16 protein-coding genes are annotated in these 19,024 nt (G+C 75.8%); 11 read left to right on the plus strand and 5 right to left on the minus strand.

What is annotated here, in order from left to right; translation table 11 throughout:
* From ACIQ9G_RS28600 to ACIQ9G_RS28650, 11 genes are all read left to right on the plus strand, one after another.
* Entirely contained in the window at window positions 1-219 is a 219-nt protein-coding gene (locus ACIQ9G_RS28600; RefSeq protein WP_403615077.1) for a V-type ATP synthase subunit F, read from the plus strand.
* A complete protein-coding gene (locus tag ACIQ9G_RS28605) occupies window positions 216-734 on the plus strand; it encodes a hypothetical protein (RefSeq protein WP_403615079.1) in 519 nt (172 codons plus the stop codon). Before ACIQ9G_RS28600 ends, ACIQ9G_RS28605 begins: the two co-directional genes overlap by 4 nt.
* Complete coding sequence (locus ACIQ9G_RS28610; RefSeq protein WP_403615081.1) at window positions 731-2,467, plus strand: V-type ATP synthase subunit A; 1,737 nt, start codon at window positions 731-733, stop codon at window positions 2,465-2,467. Before ACIQ9G_RS28605 ends, ACIQ9G_RS28610 begins: the two co-directional genes overlap by 4 nt.
* Window positions 2,464-4,242 carry a V-type ATP synthase subunit B gene (locus tag ACIQ9G_RS28615; protein WP_403615084.1) on the plus strand — a complete coding sequence of 593 codons (1,779 nt, stop codon included), beginning with the start codon at window positions 2,464-2,466 and terminating at the stop codon, window positions 4,240-4,242. Before ACIQ9G_RS28610 ends, ACIQ9G_RS28615 begins: the two co-directional genes overlap by 4 nt.
* A complete protein-coding gene (locus tag ACIQ9G_RS28620; RefSeq protein ID WP_403615087.1) occupies window positions 4,239-4,862 on the plus strand; it encodes a V-type ATP synthase subunit D in 624 nt (207 codons plus the stop codon). The genes ACIQ9G_RS28615 and ACIQ9G_RS28620 overlap by 4 nt, the downstream gene beginning before the upstream one ends.
* 142 nt (window positions 4,863-5,004) lie before the next feature.
* Window positions 5,005-5,739, plus strand: a complete 735-nt coding sequence (locus tag ACIQ9G_RS28625; protein WP_403615089.1) for a CBS domain-containing protein — start codon at window positions 5,005-5,007, stop codon at window positions 5,737-5,739.
* Complete coding sequence (locus ACIQ9G_RS28630; RefSeq protein ID WP_403615091.1) at window positions 5,736-6,401, plus strand: OsmC family protein; 666 nt, start codon at window positions 5,736-5,738, stop codon at window positions 6,399-6,401. Before ACIQ9G_RS28625 ends, ACIQ9G_RS28630 begins: the two co-directional genes overlap by 4 nt.
* Window positions 6,398-7,060, plus strand: a complete 663-nt coding sequence (locus ACIQ9G_RS28635) for a DUF4389 domain-containing protein (RefSeq protein WP_403615094.1) — start codon at window positions 6,398-6,400, stop codon at window positions 7,058-7,060. Before ACIQ9G_RS28630 ends, ACIQ9G_RS28635 begins: the two co-directional genes overlap by 4 nt.
* Window positions 7,057-9,897 carry a cation-translocating P-type ATPase gene (locus tag ACIQ9G_RS28640; protein WP_403615097.1) on the plus strand — a complete coding sequence of 947 codons (2,841 nt, stop codon included), beginning with the start codon at window positions 7,057-7,059 and terminating at the stop codon, window positions 9,895-9,897. Before ACIQ9G_RS28635 ends, ACIQ9G_RS28640 begins: the two co-directional genes overlap by 4 nt.
* Window positions 9,898-9,964: 67 nt before the next feature.
* Complete coding sequence (locus tag ACIQ9G_RS28645; protein WP_403615100.1) at window positions 9,965-10,624, plus strand: potassium channel family protein; 660 nt, start codon at window positions 9,965-9,967, stop codon at window positions 10,622-10,624.
* Entirely contained in the window at window positions 10,621-11,277 is a 657-nt protein-coding gene (locus ACIQ9G_RS28650; RefSeq protein WP_356188764.1) for a TrkA family potassium uptake protein, read from the plus strand. The genes ACIQ9G_RS28645 and ACIQ9G_RS28650 overlap by 4 nt, the downstream gene beginning before the upstream one ends.
* 24 nt (window positions 11,278-11,301) lie before the next feature.
* Here ACIQ9G_RS28650 and ACIQ9G_RS28655 read toward each other — a convergent pair whose 3' ends face one another.
* The 5 genes from ACIQ9G_RS28655 to ACIQ9G_RS28675 form a co-directional block, all read right to left on the minus strand.
* The gene (locus tag ACIQ9G_RS28655) at window positions 11,302-11,754 is read right to left on the minus strand and encodes a universal stress protein (protein WP_403615103.1); all 453 of its coding nucleotides are present in this window, start codon (window positions 11,752-11,754) and stop codon (window positions 11,302-11,304) included.
* Window positions 11,755-11,871: 117 nt separating this feature from the next.
* Window positions 11,872-13,227: a nicotinate phosphoribosyltransferase gene (locus ACIQ9G_RS28660; RefSeq protein ID WP_403615106.1), complete on the minus strand. Its 1,356-nt coding sequence runs from the start codon at window positions 13,225-13,227 to the stop codon at window positions 11,872-11,874.
* A 610-nt stretch (window positions 13,228-13,837) separates the two neighbouring features.
* Window positions 13,838-15,790 (minus strand): PAS domain S-box protein, encoded by a 1,953-nt coding sequence (locus ACIQ9G_RS28665; protein WP_403615108.1) that lies wholly within the window; start codon window positions 15,788-15,790, stop codon window positions 13,838-13,840.
* 232 nt (window positions 15,791-16,022) lie between these two features.
* Window positions 16,023-17,006: an Acg family FMN-binding oxidoreductase gene (locus tag ACIQ9G_RS28670; protein ID WP_403615110.1), complete on the minus strand. Its 984-nt coding sequence runs from the start codon at window positions 17,004-17,006 to the stop codon at window positions 16,023-16,025.
* Window positions 17,007-17,164: 158 nt separating this feature from the next.
* The gene (locus tag ACIQ9G_RS28675; protein ID WP_403615112.1) at window positions 17,165-18,889 is read right to left on the minus strand and encodes a SulP family inorganic anion transporter; all 1,725 of its coding nucleotides are present in this window, start codon (window positions 18,887-18,889) and stop codon (window positions 17,165-17,167) included.
* Window positions 18,890-19,024 lie beyond the last annotated feature (135 nt).

Here is a 19,024-nt window from a genome sequence, read left to right on the forward strand (position 1 = left end):
ATGTCGACGGTGGCCGCCATCGGAGAGCGGGACCGCGTCTGCGGGCTGGCCCTCGCCGGAGTGGCCGTGCACGCGGCCGAGGGGCCCGAGGCGGCGAGAGAGGCCTGGCAGGGACTGTCCCCGGAGGTCGCCCTGGTCGTCCTCACCCCCCGGGCGGCCGAGGCGCTGGGCGCCCGGATCGACACGCAGACCCCGCTGACGGTGGTGCTGCCGGTATGACCGCGCCGCGCGCCCGCGCCGACGACGGCCTGGAACCGGTCCGCGAGGCCCTGCTCGCCGAGGCCCGCGAGGCCCGCGAGGTCGCGCTGGCCCGCGCTCGGACCGAGGCGCAGGCCACCCTGGAGGCCGCCCGCGCGCGGGCCGACGCCATCCTGACCCGGGCCCGCGCGGACGGCCGCCGGGACGGCGTCGCCGCCGCGGCCCGGGAACTCGTCCACGCCCGCCACGACGCCGCGCGGGCCCGACTGGCCGCCCGCCGCGAGGCGTACGAGGAGTTCCGGCGGCAGGTCGCCGACGGCGTACGGACGGCGGCGGGGGACCGCGACGACCTGCTCGACGCGCTCACCCGGCGGGCCCGCGACACGCTCGGCGCCGACGCAGTCGTCCGCCCCGGCGCGGACGGCGGGATCGTCGCCGAGGTGCCCGGACGCCGGCTCGACCTGACCCCGGCCGCCCTCGCCGGACGCGCGCTCGACCGCTTCGGCTCCCGGGTCCAGGAGCTGTGGACGCCGTGACGGAGGGACCCGCTCCAGCGTCCTCGGTGGTCCGGGTGGCCGGACCGCTGGTCCAGTTCGGCTACGTCCCCGGGATCGCCATGCACGACCTGGTCCTCCTGGGCGAGGCCCGGCTGCCCGCCGAGGTCGTCGCCATCAAGGAAGACCTCGCCACCGCCCAGGCCTACGCCTACACCGGCGGACTGGCCCCCGGTCACCCCGCCCGGCCGCAGGGCCGCCCGCTCACCGTACGGCTCGGGCCCGGCCTGCTCGGCGGCGTCTTCGACGGCCTGTTGCGCCCGCTCTCCGCCGCCGGCGACCGGCTGCTCGCCGCTCCGGCCGCCCGGACCGCCGACGCCGGCCGCACCTGGCCCTTCACCCCCCGCGCGGCCGAAGGACGGCGGGTGGCTCCCGGCGACGTCCTCGGCGACGTGCCGGGCGGTCCCGGCCGCGGCCTGCGGATCCTGGTCCCCGCGGGCTGCTCCGGCACCGTCGCGGACCTCGCGCCCGCCGGGCGGTACGGCGAGGAGGACGTGCTGGCCGTCGTCGGCGGCACCCCCGTACGGCTCGCCGAACCCTGCGGCGTGCGCGCGCCGCGGCCCGTGCGGGAGCGCCTCGCGGCGACCACCGCGCTGATCACCGGCCAGCGCGTCATCGACCTGCTCTTCCCCGTGGCGCGCGGCAGCACCGTCGCCGTCCCCGGCGGCTTCGGCACCGGCAAGACGATGCTGCTCCAGCAGATCGCCAAGTGGTGCGACGCGGACGTGATCGTCTACGTCGGATGCGGCGAACGCGGCAACGAGATGGCCGAGGTGATCGCCGAGCTGTCCCGGCTGGAGGACCCGCGCACCGGCGGCCGGCTGGCCGACCGCACCGTCATCCTCGCCAACACCTCCGACATGCCGATGATGGCCCGCGAGGCCGGCGTGCACACCGCCGCCACCGTCGCCGAGTACTTCCGCGACATGGGACTCGACGTGGTGGTGATCGCCGACTCCACCTCCCGCTGGGCCGAGGCGCTGCGCGAGTTCGCCGCCCGCATGGGGGAGCTCCCGGCCGAGGAGGGCTACCCGGCCGGCCTCGCCTCCCGGCTGGCGGCCTTCTACGAGCGGGCCGCGGCGGTGCGGACCCTCGGCGGCACCACCGGGTCGGTCACCCTGCTCGGCGCCGTCTCGCCGCCCGGCGGGGACTTCACCGAGCCCGTCACCGCCCACACCGAACGCTTCGTGCGCTGCCTGTGGGCCCTGGACCGCGACCTCGCCTACGCCCGGCACTACCCGGCGGTCTCCTGGGCGGACTCCTTCTCCCGGGACACGGCCACCCTCGCCCGCGGCCCCGCCGGGGAGGCCGACCCCGACTGGGCCGAGCGCCGAAAACGCGTGGCCCGCCTGCTGGCGGAGGCGGACCGGCTCGCCGACCTCGTCGAACTCGTCGGCATCACGGCCCTGCCCCCGGCCGAACGGATGAGCGTGCTCGCCGGGCGCCTGGTGCGCGAGGGGCTGCTCCAGCAGAGCGCGCTGTCCCCGGCGGACGCCTACTGCTCGCCCGCCCGGACGGCCGCCCTCGCCGACGCGGTACTGGCGGTGGCCGAGAGCTGCGCGCGGACGGCGGACACCGCGGCCCGCGCCGGCGCCGTGGAGGAGGTCGACTTCACACCGCTGCTGCGGGTGCGCGAGGAGGCCGGCCCGAGAGACACCGCGGGCATCGGCGCCGCCCGGGACACCGTGCTGGCCCGGCTGGAGGAGGTGCCGTGACAGAGGTCGAGTACACCGCCGTACGCGAGCTGCGCGGGCCGCTGGTCCTGGTCGACGGCGTGGCGGGCGTCGGCTGGGACGAGTTCGCCCTGATCCGCCTGGCGGACGGCGAGCTGCGCCACGGGCTCGTGCTGGAGGTCGACCGGGACCTGGCCGTCGTACAGGCACTGGAGGGCACCGCCGGGATGGACCCCCGCCGCACCCGGGTGGCGTTCACCGGCGCGCCGCTGCGCGTCCCCGTCGGGCCCGGCTGGCTCGGGCGGACGTGCAACGGGCGCGGGGAGCCGGTCGACGGCGGGCCGCCCGTCTTCGGCCCACGCACCGCCGAGGTCGCGGGCGCGCCGATCAACCCGGTACGGCGCGAGCCGCCCGCCGAGCCCGTGCTGACCGGGATCGGCGCCATCGACGTACTCACCACGCTGGTGCGCGGCCAGAAGCTCCCGGTGTTCTCGTCGGCGGGTCTGCCGCATCTGGACCTGGCCGTGCAGATCGCCGCGCAGGCCTCGTGCGCGGGCGAGCCGTTCAGCGTCGTCTTCGCCGGCATGGGGCTCACCCACGCCGAGGCCCTGGCGGTGCGCGAGGGGCTCGGCGAGCGTGCCGCAGCGGGTGAGCTGGCGCTGTTCCTCAACACCGCGGACGACCCGGTGATCGAGCGGCTGCTGACCCCCCGGATCGCGCTGACGGTGGCCGAGTACCTGGCCTTCGGCGAGGGCCGTCACGTCCTGGTGGTGATGGGCGACATGACCGCCTACGCGGAGGCGCTGCGCGAGGTCTCCGCCTCCCGCGGCGAGATCCCCGCCCGGCGGGCCTACCCGGGCTACCTCTACAGCGACTTCGCCTCCCTCTACGAGCGCTGCGGCAGGATCCGCGGCCGCCCCGGATCCGTGACCGTGCTGCCGGTGCTGACCATGCCGGCCGGGGACATCACCCACCCGGTGCCCGACCTCACCGGCTACATCACGGAGGGCCAGATCGTGCTGTCGCCCGCCGTCCACGCCCAGGGGGTCTTCCCGCCCGTGGACCCCCTGTCGTCGCTGTCCCGGCTGCTGCGCTCGGGCGCCGGGGCGGGCCGCACCCGGGCGGACCACCCGGCGGTCGCCGCCCAGCTGATCGCCGCGCTGGCGCGCGCCCGGCAGGTCCGCGAACTGGCCGACCTGATCGGGCAGTCCGCGCTCAGCGCGACGGACCGCCGCCACCTCGACATGGAGGACGCCTTCCTGCGGGACTTCGTCGCCCAGCGCTCCGACGAGAACCGCCCGTTCACCGAAGCACTCGAACGCGCCTGGCAGGTCCTGCTCCGCCTCCCCCCGGGCCAGCTCGCCATGCTCCCCGCGGACCTGCTCCACCAGCGCCTGCACGGCACGGCCCCGCCACCGGCCGGTACGGCCCAGCACCCGGCGGGGACGGCTCCGCGACCCGACGCGACGGACCCGGCCGCGCCCGCGAACCCGCCCGGGGGCGCGGTCGCGGGCGGCACGGCGACGGGCTCGGCGGGACCGGGGGCGGACGGCGCGGAGGGCGCGGAGGGCATGGATGCCCGGTCGCGGGCGGGCCGTTCGGACGGCCCTGAGACCGGCTCGCGAGCGGGCCGTTCGGGCGGTGCGGACGCCGAGCGGCGGGCGGGCCGTTCGGGCGGGGCGGAGGCCGGGGCGCAGGCCGGGCCGCGCGAGGACCGTTGGGGCGGTGCGAATGCCGGGCGGCAGGCGGGTCGTTCGGACGGCCCCGGGACCGGCTCAGGAGAAGACCGTTCGGGCGGTGCGGAGGCCGGGGCGTGAGCGCCCGGTCGCGGCAGCCTCCCGGGCGGGCCGGGCGGCTGAGGCTGCGCAGGCGGCTGGACGCCGCTCAGCGCGGCGCGGACCTGCTGGAGCGGAAGCTGCGCCTGCTCCTGGACCGCCTGCGCGCGCTGGAGGACACGGCGCGGGCCGCCGAGGAACGGTGGCGCGCGCTGACCGCCGAGGCGGAGGAGTGGCTGCTGAAGGGAGTGGTGATCGCCGGCGAGGGTGCCGTGGCCGAGGCGGCGCCGGCCGCACCGGGGACGCTCGACGTCCGGTGGGCGGCCCTGATGGGCGTCCGCCACCCCGACGGCAGCCACTGGACGCCCCCGGCCAGGGATCCCGGCGAGGCCCTGGCGCGCACCACCGCACTGGTGCACGCCGAGGCCGCCTACCGTGACGCCGTCGGCGCCGGAGCGGAGTACGCCGTGGCCCGAACCGCCGCCGCGCTGCTGACCGAGGAGGCCACCCGGACCCGGCAGCGGGTGCGCGCCCTGCGCCGCCACTGGATTCCCCGGCTCACCGCCGAACTGGCCGCCGCCGACCAGGCGCTGGAGCAGGCCGAGCACGAGGAGTCGGTCCGCCGCCGCTGGGCCGCCACGGAGTCCCCGCAGCGGCGGTGAACGCCACCGGCGCCCCGGGCCGGGCCCGAGGGACCTTCGCGGGGGCGGGTGGACTGTTCGGCCCCAGACGGCGCCCGGCGGCCGGCGGTCGACTGGGGGTGGTGGGGCGTCCGGTCCTGCCACCGGCGAAACCGAGGACTTCATGCGGTACTCCACGGTCGGCGACGTCATGACCCGCGAGGTGGTCGGCGTGCGGCCAGGCTGCACCTTCAAGGAGGTCGCGCGGACCCTGGACCGCCACCGGGTGACGGCGCTGCCCGTCGTCGACCCCGAGGGGCGCCCCCTCGGCGTGGTCTCCGCGTCGGACCTGCTGCGCCACGAGGCGGGCCGCGGTCTCGTCGTGCCCGACCCGGAGCGGGTGGGCGCCGAGACCGCCGCCGCCCTCATGACCTCGCCCGCCGTCACGGCACGCCCCGGGTGGAGCATTGCCGAGGCGGCCCGGACGATGGAGCGCCACGGGGTGCGACGGCTGCCCGTCGTCGGGCCCGACGGGCGGCTCGCCGGCCTCGTCAGCGGCCGCGACCTGCTGCGGCCCTACCTGCGCGGCGACGCCGCCCTCGCCGACGAGATCCGCCACGACGTCCTGGAGCACACCCTGCGCCTCGACCCCGGACGCGTCCGGGTCCGGGTCGACGAGGGCGTCGTCACCCTGACCGGCCGGCTCGACGCCGCCACCGACCTGCCCGTCGTCGTACGCCTGTGCCGGTCGGTCCCCGGAGTGGTGGCGGTCCACCCGGCCCTCACCTTCGCCTACGGCGGCGCCGACCTCGACGTCGAGCCACCCCGTACCCGTACCGCACGGGCCGCCCCCGACCGGGGCGCCCGGCGGCACCAGCCGGCCACGACGGCCGGCTCGACCGGCAGGGAGCCGAGATGACCATCCGAACGCGCTGCGGCCGCACCATCGACGTGACCCGCTTCGTCCCGCCCGGACTGCCCGCCTCCATGGACCGGGTCGTCCTGGAGACCTCCTGCACCCCGCAGGACAAGGGCGAGCTGTGGGCGTCGCTGACGCCGGAGGAGGCCAGGCGCCTGGCGGGCATGCTGCTCTACCAGGCCGCCGCCGTGGAGCCCGCGCCCGGCGGCCCGCCCGGGCAGGTCGAGGTGCGGCCCGTGGCGGGCGACGCGTACGAGATCGGCGTCCGCGGCCACGTCCTCACGGTCGACCAGCCGCAGCCGGACGGCGGCAAGGACACCGCGCCCACCCCCGTCGAACTGTTCGTGGCGTCCGTCGCCTCCTGCGTCGCCCACTACGCCGGACGCTTCCTGGACCGGCACGGCATCAGCCGTGAGGGGCTGCGCGTGGACGCCCGCTTCCGCATGGCCGACGACCGGCCGGCCCGCGTCGCCGGCCTCACGCTGACCGTGCACGCTCCGGCCCTGCCCGAGGACCGGTTGCCCGCGTTCCGCGCGGTGGTCTCCCACTGCACGGTGAGCAACACGCTCGCGCAGGTCCCGGAGACCAGCCTGGAGATCGCGCGCGGCGCGGACGAGACGGCGACGGCCCCGGCTCCGGCCCCGGAGCGGAGCCGGGCGTGAGCGGCCACCCGGCGGCTTTCCCGGCGGGTCGCCCGGTCCGCGTGCACGCGGAACTCGACGCGCCGCTGTCGCGCCGGCTGTGGCTGGTGAAGTGGCTGCTGGCCCTCCCGCACTACATCGTGCTGGCCTTCCTGTGGATCGCCTTCGTCCTCGTCAGCGTCGTCGCAGGCCTCGCGATCCTGTTCACCGAGCGCTTTCCCCGGCCGCTGTTCGACTTCAACGCCGGTGTGCTGCGCTGGTCTTGGCGGGTGACGTACTACTCCTACGGCGCCCTGGCCACCGACCGCTATCCGCCGTTCAGCCTCGGCGAGGAGCCCTCCTACCCGGCCCGCCTGACCATCGCGTACCCGGAACGGCTCTCGCGCGGCCTGGTGCTGGTGAAGTGGTGGCTGCTGGCGCTGCCCCACTACGTGGTCGTCGCCTTCTTCCTGGGCGGCCTGCGCCTGGGCTGGTGGGACGGCGGGCTGATCGCCCTGCTCGCCGTCTTCGCGGGCTTCTGCCTGCTGTTCGCAGGAATCTACCCGCGCGGCCTGTTCGACCTCGTCGTCGGCATGAACCGGTGGGTGCTGCGCGTCGCCGTCTACGCCGGCCTGATGACCGACGCCTACCCGCCGTTCCGGCTCGACCAGGGCGGTGCCGAACCCGGCGAGACCCCGTGAAGGCGCTGCGCGCCCGAGCGGACCGGTCGGCACCCACCGGGGAGGGCGGTCCGGCCGGCGGGGCCCTGGCTCCCGCCGCACCGCCGCCGTCCCCCCGGCGGCCCGTCCACACCCTCGCCGTCGCCGACGTCTTCGCCGCGCTGGACGCCTCGCCCCGCGGACTGGCCTCGGCGACGGCGCGGCAACGGCTGCTGGACCAGGGACCCAACGAGCTGCCCGCCGCCCACGGCCCCGCCGTCTGGCGGCAGCTGGCGGCCCAGTTCACCGATCTGTTCGCGGTCGTGCTGATCGTCGCCTCCGGGATCACCTTCCTCGCCTACGCCCTGCAGGACCCGCGCGCGCCGGGCACCCTGCAGCTCGCCGTGGCGATCCTGTGCGTGGTGGTGCTCAACGCCGCGATCGGGTTCGCCCAGGAGTACTCCGCGGAGCGCACCGCCCAGACGCTTCAGGCGATGGTGCCGCACCGGTGCCGGGTGCTGCGGGACGGCGCCCTGCAGGAGGTGCCGGTCCGCGACCTCGTACCGGGCGATCTGGTGGCGCTGGAGGCGGGGGACACCGTGGCGGCCGATTGCCGGGTGGTCGAGGCCCACGACCTCACGGTCAGCAACGCGGCCATCACCGGCGAGAGCGACCCCGTACGCCGCACGGCGGGACCCGACACGGCCGAGGAGGTCCTGCGGGCCCGCGACTGCGTGTTCATGGGCACCGACGTCATCACCGGCACCGCCCGCGCGGTCGTCTTCGCCACCGGCCAGGCCACCGAGTTCGGCCGGATCTTCCGGCTCACCGCGGCGGCACCCCGCCAGAAGACACCGCTGCAGCGGCAGGTGGCGGTCATGGCCCGCCGGGTCGCGGGCACCGCCCTTGCGATCGGCGCGGCCCTGTTCGCGATCCGGCTGCCCACCGGCCAGGGCCTGGTTCCCTCGTTCGTCTTCGCGCTCGGTGTGATGGTCGCGCTGGTGCCGGAGGGCCTGCCCGCGACCCTCTCGGTCTCCCTGGCCCTCGGCGTGCGGCGCATGGCCCGCCACCACGCCCTGGTCAAGAAACTGCTCGCCGTGGAGGCGCTGGGCTCGACCACCGTGGTGTGCACCGACAAGACCGGCACGCTCACCCAGGCGGAGATGACCGTCGTACGGATCTGGGCCGCGGACGGCGAGCACACCGTCACCGGGGTGGGCTACGAGCCGAACGGGCGGGTCGACGACCCCGACGGGGTGCGGGAACTGCTCCGTTCGGCCGCCCTGTGCTGCGACGCCCGCCTCGTGGCGCCCACCGGCGCGGGCCACTGGCGGGTCCTCGGCGACACCACCGAGGGCGCGCTGCTGGTGGCCGCCGCCAAGGCCGGACTGGACCCGGCGGCCGAGGAGGCGAAGGCACCGCGCATCGCCGAACACCCCTTCGACTCCGTGCGCAAGCTGATGAGCACCGTGCACGACGAGGACGGCACCCGGCGGGTGCGGGTCAAGGGCGCCCCGTCCGAGGTCCTCGCCCGCTGCACCCGGCTGGACCGCACCGGTACGGCCGTGACCCTCACGGACCCCGAGCGCCGGCGCGTCACGGCCGAGGCCGACGCACTGGCCGCGCAGGGCCTGCGGGTCCTCGCCGTCGCCGCACGCGAGGTCACCGGCCCGCCCGGGACACGCGACGAGGACGAGTCGGACCTCACCCTGCTCGGGCTGGCCGGAATGCAGGACCCGCCCCGGCCGGAGGTGTACGAGGCCGTCGACGCCTGCCACCGGGCGGGCATCCGGATCGTGATGGTCACCGGCGACCACCCCCTGACGGCCGAGGCGGTGGCCCGCCGCGTCGGCATCGTCCGGTCCGCCGCGCCCACCGTGGCCACCGGCGCGGAACTGGACGCCCTGGACGACACGGCGCTGGACCGGCTGCTGGCGGGCGCCGGCGAACTGCTGCTGTGCCGGGTGAGCCCCGAGCACAAGATGCGGGTGGTCACCGCCTTCCAGCGGCGCGGCGAGGTCGTCGCCGTCACCGGCGACGGTGCCAACGACGCCCCGGCCCTCAAGCACGCCGACATCGGCGTGGCGATGGGCGCCTCCGGCACCGACGTCGCCCGCGAGGCCGCGGAGATGGTGCTCCTGGACGACTCCTTCGGCTCCATCGCCGTCGCCGTGCGCCTGGGCCGCTCCGTCTACCAGAACATCCGGAAGTTCCTCGTCTACCTCTTCAGCCACAACATCGGCGAGCTGGCGCCCATCCTCGCCGCCACCTTCGCCGGCTTCCCGCTGGTGCCGATCACCGCGGTGCAGGTCCTCGCGATCGACCTGGGCTCGGACGTGATGCCCGCCCTCGCCCTCGGCGCCGAACCGCCCGAGTCCGACGTGATGGACCAGCCGCCGCGGCCGCGGACCGAACCGCTGTTCTCCCGGGCCGTCGTGCGCCGCATCCTGTTCCTCGGCGGCATCCAGGCGCTCGGCGTCTGCGCGGTGTTCTTCTGGCACATCCACGACTCCGGCATCCCCTACGCCGACTTCACCGCCGACAACCCCGTCTACCGTGAGGCGATCACCATGGTCCAGGCGGGCATCGTCGTCAGCCAGTTCTTCAACGCGCTGGCCGTCCGCACCGAGCGCGAGAGCGTCTTCCGCGCGGGCCTGCTCGGCAACCCGTGGCTGATCGCCGCCGGCCTCCTCGGGCTCGGGATCATGGCCGCGATCAGCTATCTGCCCCTGCTGCAGGCCGTGTTCCACACCGCCGCGCTGACGGCCGGCGACTGGGCCCTCCTCGCCGCCGTCGGTGTCCTGCCCCTGCTCGCCGACGAGGTGCGCAAGGCGCGGCTGCGCAGGCGCGCGCCGCGACCGGAAGGAGAATCGCGATGAGGCCGGAAGGCGACGTGCGCGACGAGGCGGGGCACGGACGCGCGATGAAACCGGAAGGAGACCCGCGATGAGAATCGTCGTCGCCGGATGCGGACGCGTGGGATCCGTCCTGGCCGCCCAGCTGGTCAGGGAGAACCACGACATCCGAGTGATCGACCGCGACCGGACCGCCGGCCGCCGTCTCCCGCCCGGCTTCCCGGGCCGGTTCCACGTCGGCAACGGCTTCAGCCGCAGCGTGCTGGAGGAGGCGGGCATCGGCCACAGCGACGCGCTCGTGGCCGTCACCTCCGGCGACTACAGCAACCTGGTCGTCGCCCGGACCGCCAAGGAGACCTTCCGCGTCCCCATCGTCCTCGCCCGGGTGCACGAGCCCCGACACGCCGGTCTCTACGACGGCTTCGGCATCCCGACCGTCTGCGACGTCACCTGGTCGGTCAACCGCATCCACCAGATGCTGCTCCACCGCCACCTCGTCCCCGACATCACCTTCGGCAACGGCGAGACCCTCCTCGTCCGCTCCACCCTCCCCGGCTACCTCGCCGGGCGGAAGCTCACGGAGTTCGAGGTCGACGGGGAGATCCGGGTGGTGGAGGTGACCCGCGACGGGCGGTCCCACATCCCCCACCTGGTCACCACCGCCGCCCCCCAGGACGTGGTCACCTTCGCCGTCGCCGCGCGGGCCCTGCGCCGGCTGCGCGGCTTCCTGGACAAGGAGCTGGGCACTTGAACGTACTCATCGCCGGCGCCGGCCGGCTGGGCACCCGGGTCGCCCAGGTCCTCTCGGCGGCGGGCAACCACGTGACTCTGGTCGACGCCGACGAGGACCGCGTCGAGGCGCTGCGCGGGCAGTGCGACGCCCACCTCCTCGTCGGGGACGCAGGGGAGGCGGCCGTCCAGGAGCGGGCCGGCGTGGCGCGCGCCGACCTGGTGGTCGTCGCCACCGGACGCGACGAGGACAACCTCGTCATCAGCCTGCTCGCCAAGCGGCGGTTCGCCGCGCCGCGGGTGGTCGCGCGGGTCAACGACGACGAGAACGCCTGGCTGTTCGACCACCGCTGGGGTGTGGACATCGCCGTCCCGGCGGCCACGCCGCTCGTCTCCCTGATCGAGGAGGCGACGGGTGCCGCGGACACCGTCGCCCTGCTGCGGCTGAGCACCGCGGGCGTCGGGATCATCGAGACCGCGATCACCACCCGGTCGAAGGCGGCCGGCCGCACCCTGGGCGACATCGCCCTGCCGGAGGGCACACTCGTGGCGACCGTCGTGCGCGGCGGCAACCCGACCGCGCCCAGCCCGTCGATGCGGCTGGAGCCGGGCGACGAGCTCCTGCTCGTCTCGCACAGCGCCGACGAGCACGAGATCCACGCGGCCTTCCAGTGATCCGCCGTCCGGGTGACCGCCGGATCAGCGCTTCTCCTCGTGCTCCCGGTGGACCACGACGACCGGGCAGGCCGCGTGCTGCGCGCAGCGCTGGCTGACCGAGCCCAGCATCGCGCGGTGGAAGCGCCCGTGCCCGCGGTTGCCCACCACCAGGAGTTCCGCCCCCTCCGAGGCCCGGACCAGCACCTCCGACGGGTCGCCCTCGACGAGGTGCTCCTTCAACCCGGCCGGGTGCTCGTCGGGGAAGACGCTGCGGATCTCCTCCGTGAAGCGCTCCCGCGCCTGCTCCAGGTCGAAGTCGGGGTCGATCGCCGGTCCGCTCCAGCCGACCGAGGAGGGTGTGTCCCAGACATGGATCGCCTCGACGAGACCGCCGACCATGCCCGCGTACCGGGCCGCCCAGCGCAGTGCCGCGTACGACGACGGCGAGCCGTCCACACCCACGATCACCCGCAGTCGCGGTTCAGAGGGTTCCATGGCCACCTCACTCAGCAGTCCCTGTCGCTACGTCCACGTCTCCACGTCCGCGTCGCTACGTCCACGCTGCCCGGCCGCGCCGGACTGTGCCAGCCGGGACGTCCTGCCGCCGCCCGGTCAGCGGGCGGATCCGGCCAGCGGAGGGGAGACGCCGTGCCCGGCCGCCAGGCGCGCGCGGAGTTCCGCGGTGGTGCGGGCCAGCCGGGCGGAGGCCTCCGGCCGGGGAGCGCGCGGGGCGCGGACCTTCAGCGCGTCCTCGGGCAGCGCGGCCAGGTCGGCCGCCAGCCGCCCGTGTGCCGCGTCGAGGGTGTCGGGCGGGCCGGTGCGGCGTCCGTCCCGCATGACCGTGCGCAGCAGGGCCTCCGCACCGTCGGGAGCCGGCTCGTCCAGCAGGGCGATCACATCGGGCCGCCCGGGGCGGCGGTGGATCTGCTTGCGGCCGGGCGCGGTGACCTTGGCCGAGGACAGCTTCATCACCGGGTGCCCGTCGTACTCCACGAGTTTGTACGCGGAGTCCAGGTAGGGCGCGTCCGCCGAGGTGCCGACGCGGGTGCCGACCGCGTACACGTCGATGGGTGCCCCGGAGCGCACCAGGTCGTCCACGGCGTACTCGTCCAGGCCGCCGCTGGCGATGACGCGTACCTCCGGCAGTCCCGCGTCGTCCAGCACCCGCCGGGAGCGCCGGGCGAGGTCCCCGAGGTCGCCGCTGTCCAGGCGGATGGCACAGCCGGGCCCCCTGGCGAGGTCCCGCAGCACCCGCGCCGCCGTCCGGACGCCGTGCACCGTGTCGTAGGTGTCGACCAGGAAGGTGACGGGGCCCGGATGGGCGCGGGCGAACGCGCGGAAGGCGCTCTCCTCGTCCGGGAACGCCTCTACGTAGGAGTGGGCCATCGTGCCGGAGGCGCGCAGGCCCCAGCGGACCGCGGCGGCGACGTTGCTGGTGCCGGCGAACCCGGTCAGGGCGCCGACCCGGGCGGCCTGCATTCCGGCGGAGGTGCCGTGGGTGCGGCGCAGGGAGAAGTCGATGACGGGGTGTCCGGCGGCGGCCCGGACGCAGCGCACGGCCTTGGAGGCGATGCTCGTCTGGTGGCTGACCTGGTTGAGCAGGAAGGTCTCCACCAGTTGCGCCTCGGCGATGGGGGCCGTGACCTCCATCAGCGGCTCGCCCGCGAACACCGCCCGGCCCTCGGGCACGGCGCGCACCTGCCCGGAGAACCGCAGGTCGCGCAGGGCGGCGAGGTCGCTTTCCGGGCGGTGCAGGGCGGTCGCGAAGTCGCGGACGTCGTCGTCGGTGACGCGGAAGGCCGACAGGTAGTCCAGGGCCGGTTCCAGGCCCGCGCTCACCAGGAAGCCCCGCTCGGGCGGGAGGGCACGGGCGAAGAGGCTGAACGTGGCGGGCCGGTCCATGCCCTCGCGCAGGTAGGACAGGGCCATCGTCACCTCGTACAGGTCCGTGGTCGTCACGTCCGACATGCCGCTCACCTGCCCGTGCCCGTCCGGAGGGGCGCACCGTGCTCCCGGATCCCTCCCAGCCTCACGGTCCCGCTCGCGCGGGGGAAGGGCCGATCGGTCCACGGCGGTGGTGGGGGGAGGCACGCGTGGTGTGCGCCGGCCCGCGGGGGATGTGGCCGGGGTGCGGGACGGTCGGTCCGGGCGGGGAGCCGTTCGGCCCCTGCTTCTCGTCGGTGTGCGGCACGAGCATGGGAGCCGAGCCCGTGAGACGCCGGGCGGCGCGGTCCGCCTGCGGGCGGTCGCGCCGTGCCGCCGTCCCCGCTGCCGCCCGGGCCCGGAGGCGGCGGGGCGCGTCCCACGGGCGGGTGCCGGTGTGGGGGCCGGCGCCCGCCGCCACGGCGGCTCCTCGGGAAGGGGCGGAGTGCGGTCGTGCCCGCCCCGGTGCCGGGCCCGCGTACGGCCGGTGGCGACGCGGCGGGCGTCGCAGGGGGCCGGCCGCGCGGGCCCGGCGCGTGGACGGGCGCCGGCGGCGCCCGCCGCCGCGAGCGGGAGTCCGTGCGGCGTGACGATTCGTCGACACGGCGACATGACGGGTCCGTTCACGGGCCCCGCGGGCGCTCCCGAGCCGCGCTCACAGCTTCAGCGTGAACCACGTGGTCTTGCCCTCGTCGGTCGGCCGCACGCCCCAGCTCTCGGCCAGGGTGCGCACCAGGAGCAGCCCGCGGCCGGACTCCTCGTCCTGGGCGGCGAGGCGGGGCTGGGGCAGGTGCGGGCTGTGGTCGCTGACCTCGACCGTCAGGTCCGTCGTGGTCCGGCACAGGCGCAGGCCGATGGGCCCCTCGGCGTGCTGGACGGCGTTGGTGAGCGTCTCCGAGAGCAGCAGCCGGGCGTCGTCGGCGGTGGCGCCGCAGTCCCAGGAGGTGAGCGCCCGGTCGAGGAAGGCCCGTCCCTCGCGCACGGAGGCCGGGGTGGCGGTCAGGTCCGCGGTGAGGGCGGCCAGCGGAGCGGCCGGGAGCTGGGCCAGCAGGAGGGTCACGTCGTCGTTGTGGCTCTCGCTGTCCGGCAGCAGGGTACTGAGGACGTGGTCGGCCGCGGCCTCCAGCTCGGTGGAATCGGTGAAGAACTTCTCCAGGACGGCGGTGAGTTCGGCGAGCCGGACCTCGATGTCGCTGCCCGGGGTCTCGATCAGGCCGTCGGTGTAGAGCACGAGCGTGGCACCGGGCACGATGTCGGTGCAGGACTGCTCGTAGAGGACGTTGCCCACCCCGAGCGGGGCGTTGACCGGCGCGGGCAGCGTGCCGACGCCCAGGTGCGGGCCGACGACCAGGGTCGGCAGGTGGCCGGCCGAGCAGACGGTCACGTTCCCGGCGTCCGGGGCGATGACCAGGTAGCAGCACGTGACGAGCTGGTCCGGCACGTCCAGGTCGGCGACCACCGTGTCCAGCGCCTGCATCAGCTGACGGGGCTGCATCCCGGTCTTGGCGAGCGCGTGCGCGGCCGAGCGCAACTGGCCCATGACGGCGGCCGCCTCCAGGCCGCGGCCCATGACGTCTCCTATGAGGACGCCGACCCGTCCGGCGCCCAGCGGGATCAGGTCGAACCAGTCGCCGCCGACGCCCGCGCCCTGGGTGGCGGGCCGGTAGCGGCTGGCGGTGGCCAGGCCGGGCAGCGCGGGCGGTGTCCCCATCAGGCTGCGCTGCAGGGTGAGTGCGATGTGGCGCTGCTGCTCCAGCAGGGCCGTGAGCTCGGCCTCCGCGCGCTTGCGGTCGCTGATGTCCCGGACGATGGCGCACGCGCCGACGACCCGGCCGCGGGCGTCCCGGGTCGGCCACAGGGTGACGTCGACGTCCAGGAAGGAGCCGTTCTTGCACACCCGCAGGGTCTCGAAGTGCTCCACCTTCTCGCCGTGCCGCAGCCGTTGCAGCAACGCGTTGACCTCGTCCTGCAGTTCGGTCGGTGCGAGCAGCGACACGTGCCGGCCGATCGCCTCCTCGGCGGTGTATCCGTACAGTCGCGCGGCGGCGGCGTTCCAGTAGGTGATGAACCCGTCGAGCGTCTTGGCGAGAATGGCGTCCTGCGACGACTCGACCAGCGCGGCGAGTTCGTTGATGCGGGCCTCGGCCGCCTTGCGGTCGCTGACGTCCCGGACCGCCGCGGACACCAGCAGTCCGTCGGTGGTCTCCATGGGGCTGAGACTGATCTCGACGGGGAACTCGGTGCCGTTCTTGCGCAGCCCGTGCAGTTCCAGGCCGGCTCCCATGGGGCGCACCTGCCGGTTGGCGGCGTATCCGTCGCGGTGGCGGGTGTGCTGGGCGCGGAAGCGGTGGGGCACGAGCAACTCGACCGGGCGGCCGAGCAGTTCCTCGCGGCGGTAGCCGAACAGGGCCTCGGTCTGGGCGTTGACCAGTCTGATGGTGCCGGTGTCGTCGACGATGACCATCGCGTCCGGCGCTGCCTCCAGCAGCCCGCGGAACCTTTTCTCGGCGGCCGACGGTCCGACGTCCGGGAGTCGCGTGCCGCAGGGGCATCCGTCGACGGCCGCGGAGTGCGCCGGCCGTGTCGTCCCGTCAACAGATGTGCTCAAGTCCGTCCCGCCTGCCTCTTGAGGTGAATTCCGGCCATCTCAACGCACCCCTGGGAGGCCCGCACCGACATGTCCCCTACTGTCCGCGCGGTGGCAGTTGCCTTATGCAACCGGCACCGGGCGCGACCGGCCGCGGACCGCTGCGATCACTCGGCGGACCCGGCACCGATGGCGCGTCACGTGGGCGGGAGGACGGTGGCGGAGGGGGAGCGGGGGACGTGGCGGGGGCGGCTCACTCCTCCTCCGCGAGCACCTCCCGGGCCGTGCGGCGCGGCGACGGGGGGCCGTCGGGGCCGTAGCCCAGCCGGAGCACCATCTGCGCGTGGCCGCGCCCGCCGCCCGTGCGGGACCACTCCAGCCGCTCGCGCAGGTCGGGCCATTCCAGCGCCTGGTGCAGCAGCGAGGTCCGTACGCCGTGGGCGGTGGCCACCAGCAGGACGCGCTCCAGCGCCTGACCGGCCCGCAGCCAGTCGGTGCGCCGGTCGTGCGCGGTGGACAGCAGGGCGATCAGCGGCCGGGTCTCGTACGGGCGGGCCGCCAGCACGGCCGGATGCCGGTGGGCGCCGAAGTCCCGCATCGGGACCCGGTCGCGGAAGTCCTGCGGGCCCAGGGCCGCCGGCGGCACACCGAGGGCCGCGGGCCGCGGCTCGCGCACCCAGTGGCGGCTCTCGGCCGCCCGGTCGGCGTCGGCGGTGTTGCGCTGCTCCGCCTCCCGGGTGACCCGCAGCACCCGCTCGGTGTCGTCCGGCTCGAGCAGGTCCAGGACCGCCCCCTCCGCCAGGGCGGCCTCCGCCAGCTCGGCGCGCAGGGCCGGGGGCAGCGGCCGGCCGGAGAAGGGGAACCGGCTGCTGTGCCGGCGCCACAGCGCCTCGTACAGGCCCGGCACGGCGGCCGTCGGGGCGGAGCCGGCCAGTCGTACGGTGGCGAGGAGGTCGGGCCGGTCGGGGCGCGGCAGCAGCCGGGTGACCGGCTCCCAGCCGAAGTGGGCGACCGCCACCCGCAGGTTGAGGACGGCGCAGCCCACGGACAGGTGCAGCGCCCGCCCGGTCGGGTCGATGTGGCGCAGCCCCCGCTCCGCGGCGGCGCGGATCTCCAGCGTGCCGGTGTCCGGATCGAGCCGGAAGCGCCAGGGCTGGGTGTTGTGGACGGAGGGCGCGGCCACGGCGGCGGCGATCAGCCGCTCCAGGGTGGGCACGTCGAGAATGGCGGTGCTCATCGGGATCTCCTCCCGCCTCGGACCTGCCGTCCGCGCGGCCGGTCGGTGACCGTGCCAGCCTGGCAGCGCCCGGGACCGGCCCACGAGGGGCCGTGCGGCCCCAACCGGTCCCCACCCGTCCCGCCCCGTCCTGCCGTCGCGGTGCCGACGGGCCCGGCTCACTCCGGCCGGTCCGGCCGGCCGGCGGCCCAGCGCTGGTATGCGGCGACGGCGGTGGGCAGGGTCGGGAAGATCAGGTCCGTGCCGACCGAGGCGGTCAGCCCGTAGGCCGACAGGTCGTCGAGCAGGTCCTGCTTGACCCGGGCCAGGGCGAAGACGATGCCGCGCTCGGCGAGTTCGCGGCGCAGCGCGTCGACCGCGTCGAGCGCGGTGATGTCGACCTCGACATTGGCCTCGGTGTTGAGCAGGAACCAGCGCACCGGCGTGGGCTGCGTGTCGACGGCCGCCAGGGCACGGCGGTGGAAGTCCTCGGCGTTGGCGAAGAACAGCGGCGAGTCGTAGCGGTAGACGAGCAGGCCCGGGACCGCGCGGGCCTCGGGGTAGTCGTCGACGTCGTGCATCCCCGCCAGGCCGGGCACCAGCCCTTCCACCGCGTCGTGCGGACGGGCCACCCTGGTCAGCAGCTCCGCCACCGACAGGCCGACGGCCACCAGCACGCCGTAGAGGATGTCCAGGGCGAGGACGCCGGCCAGGCAGCCGAGGGCCAGCAGCAGCTCCCGGCGCCGGAAGGACGCCAGCCGGCGGAAGCCCGCCAGGTCGACCATGCGGGTGGCGGCGTAGACGACCAGCGCGCCGAGCACGGCGGAGGGCGTGCGGGCCAGCAGCGGGCTGAGGAAGAGCAGCACGGCCAGCACCGCCGCCCCGGCGAACAGGGCGTAGGCCTGGGACCGGGCGCCCGTCGTGGCGGCCAGGGCGGTGCGGCTGGCACTGCTGCTCACCGGAAACCCGTGCAGGACGCCTGCGCCCAGGTTGGCCGCGCCCAGGGCGAGGAACTCCCGGTCGGCGTCGAGGCCGGGCCGGTCGTCGCGCCCCGCGAACGCCCGCGCGGTGAGCACGAAGTCGGTGTACGCCACGATGAGCACGCCGAGCGCGGGCAGCACCAGGTGCGCGAGGTCGCCCGGCCGCGGCAGGGCGAGGCCCGGCAGCCCGGCCGGCACCTCGCCGATCACCGCGACGCCGTACCGGCCGTCCAGGTCGAAGGCGGCCACGGCCGCCGTGCCGAGGACCACGGCGAGCAGCGGTCCGGGCACGGCACGCCCGTACCGCGCCGCCGCGAAGAGGAACGCCAGCGCCGCGGCGGCGAGGAGCACCGTGGGCCCCTGCGCCTGCCCGAGGTGCCGCAGGAACGACCACAGCTGCGTGAAGAAGTCCGCCCCCGTCACCGGCACCCCGGTCAGCCTGGGCAGCTGGTCCACGGCCATGATCAGCGCCACGCCCGCCAGATAGCCGATCAGCACCGGACGCGACAGCAGGTCCGCCAGGAAGCCCAGCCGTACCAGCCGCGCCACCACGCACAGCAGCCCGACGGTGGCCGCGAGCGCCGCCGCCAGCGCGGCGTACCGCGCGGGGTCGCCGGCGGCGAGCGGGGCGACGACGGTCGCCGTCATCAGCGCGGTCGTCGACTCGGGGCCCACCGACAGCAGACGCGAGGAACCCAGCAGCGCGTACAGCCCCAGGGCGGGCAGGATCGCCCACAGCCCGGCGACCGGCGGCAGGCCCGCCACGCCCGCGTACGCCATCACCTGCGGCACCAGGTACGCGGCCACCGTGACCCCCGCCAGCAGATCGCCCCGCAGCCAGGAACGCCGGTAGCCCAGCAGGGTGCGGAGGCCGGGCAGTGGCCGGCCCCACCACGCCCCGCGCCCGCCCGCGTGCTCCGTCATGCGCCGCCTCCACCCTCCGGTCCCAGGATCCTCCCGGGCCCGACGGACCGCGAGAGCCGCACCTTGACCCGTCCGCCGCGGTCCGCGCACCCCCCGAACGGGCCCTGCCGCAGGGGCTGTTCGGCCCCCATGGCC

The sequence above is a fragment of the Streptomyces sp. NPDC096152 genome, assembly GCF_044763235.1.
Classification (GTDB): Bacteria; Actinomycetota; Actinomycetes; order Streptomycetales; family Streptomycetaceae; genus Streptomyces.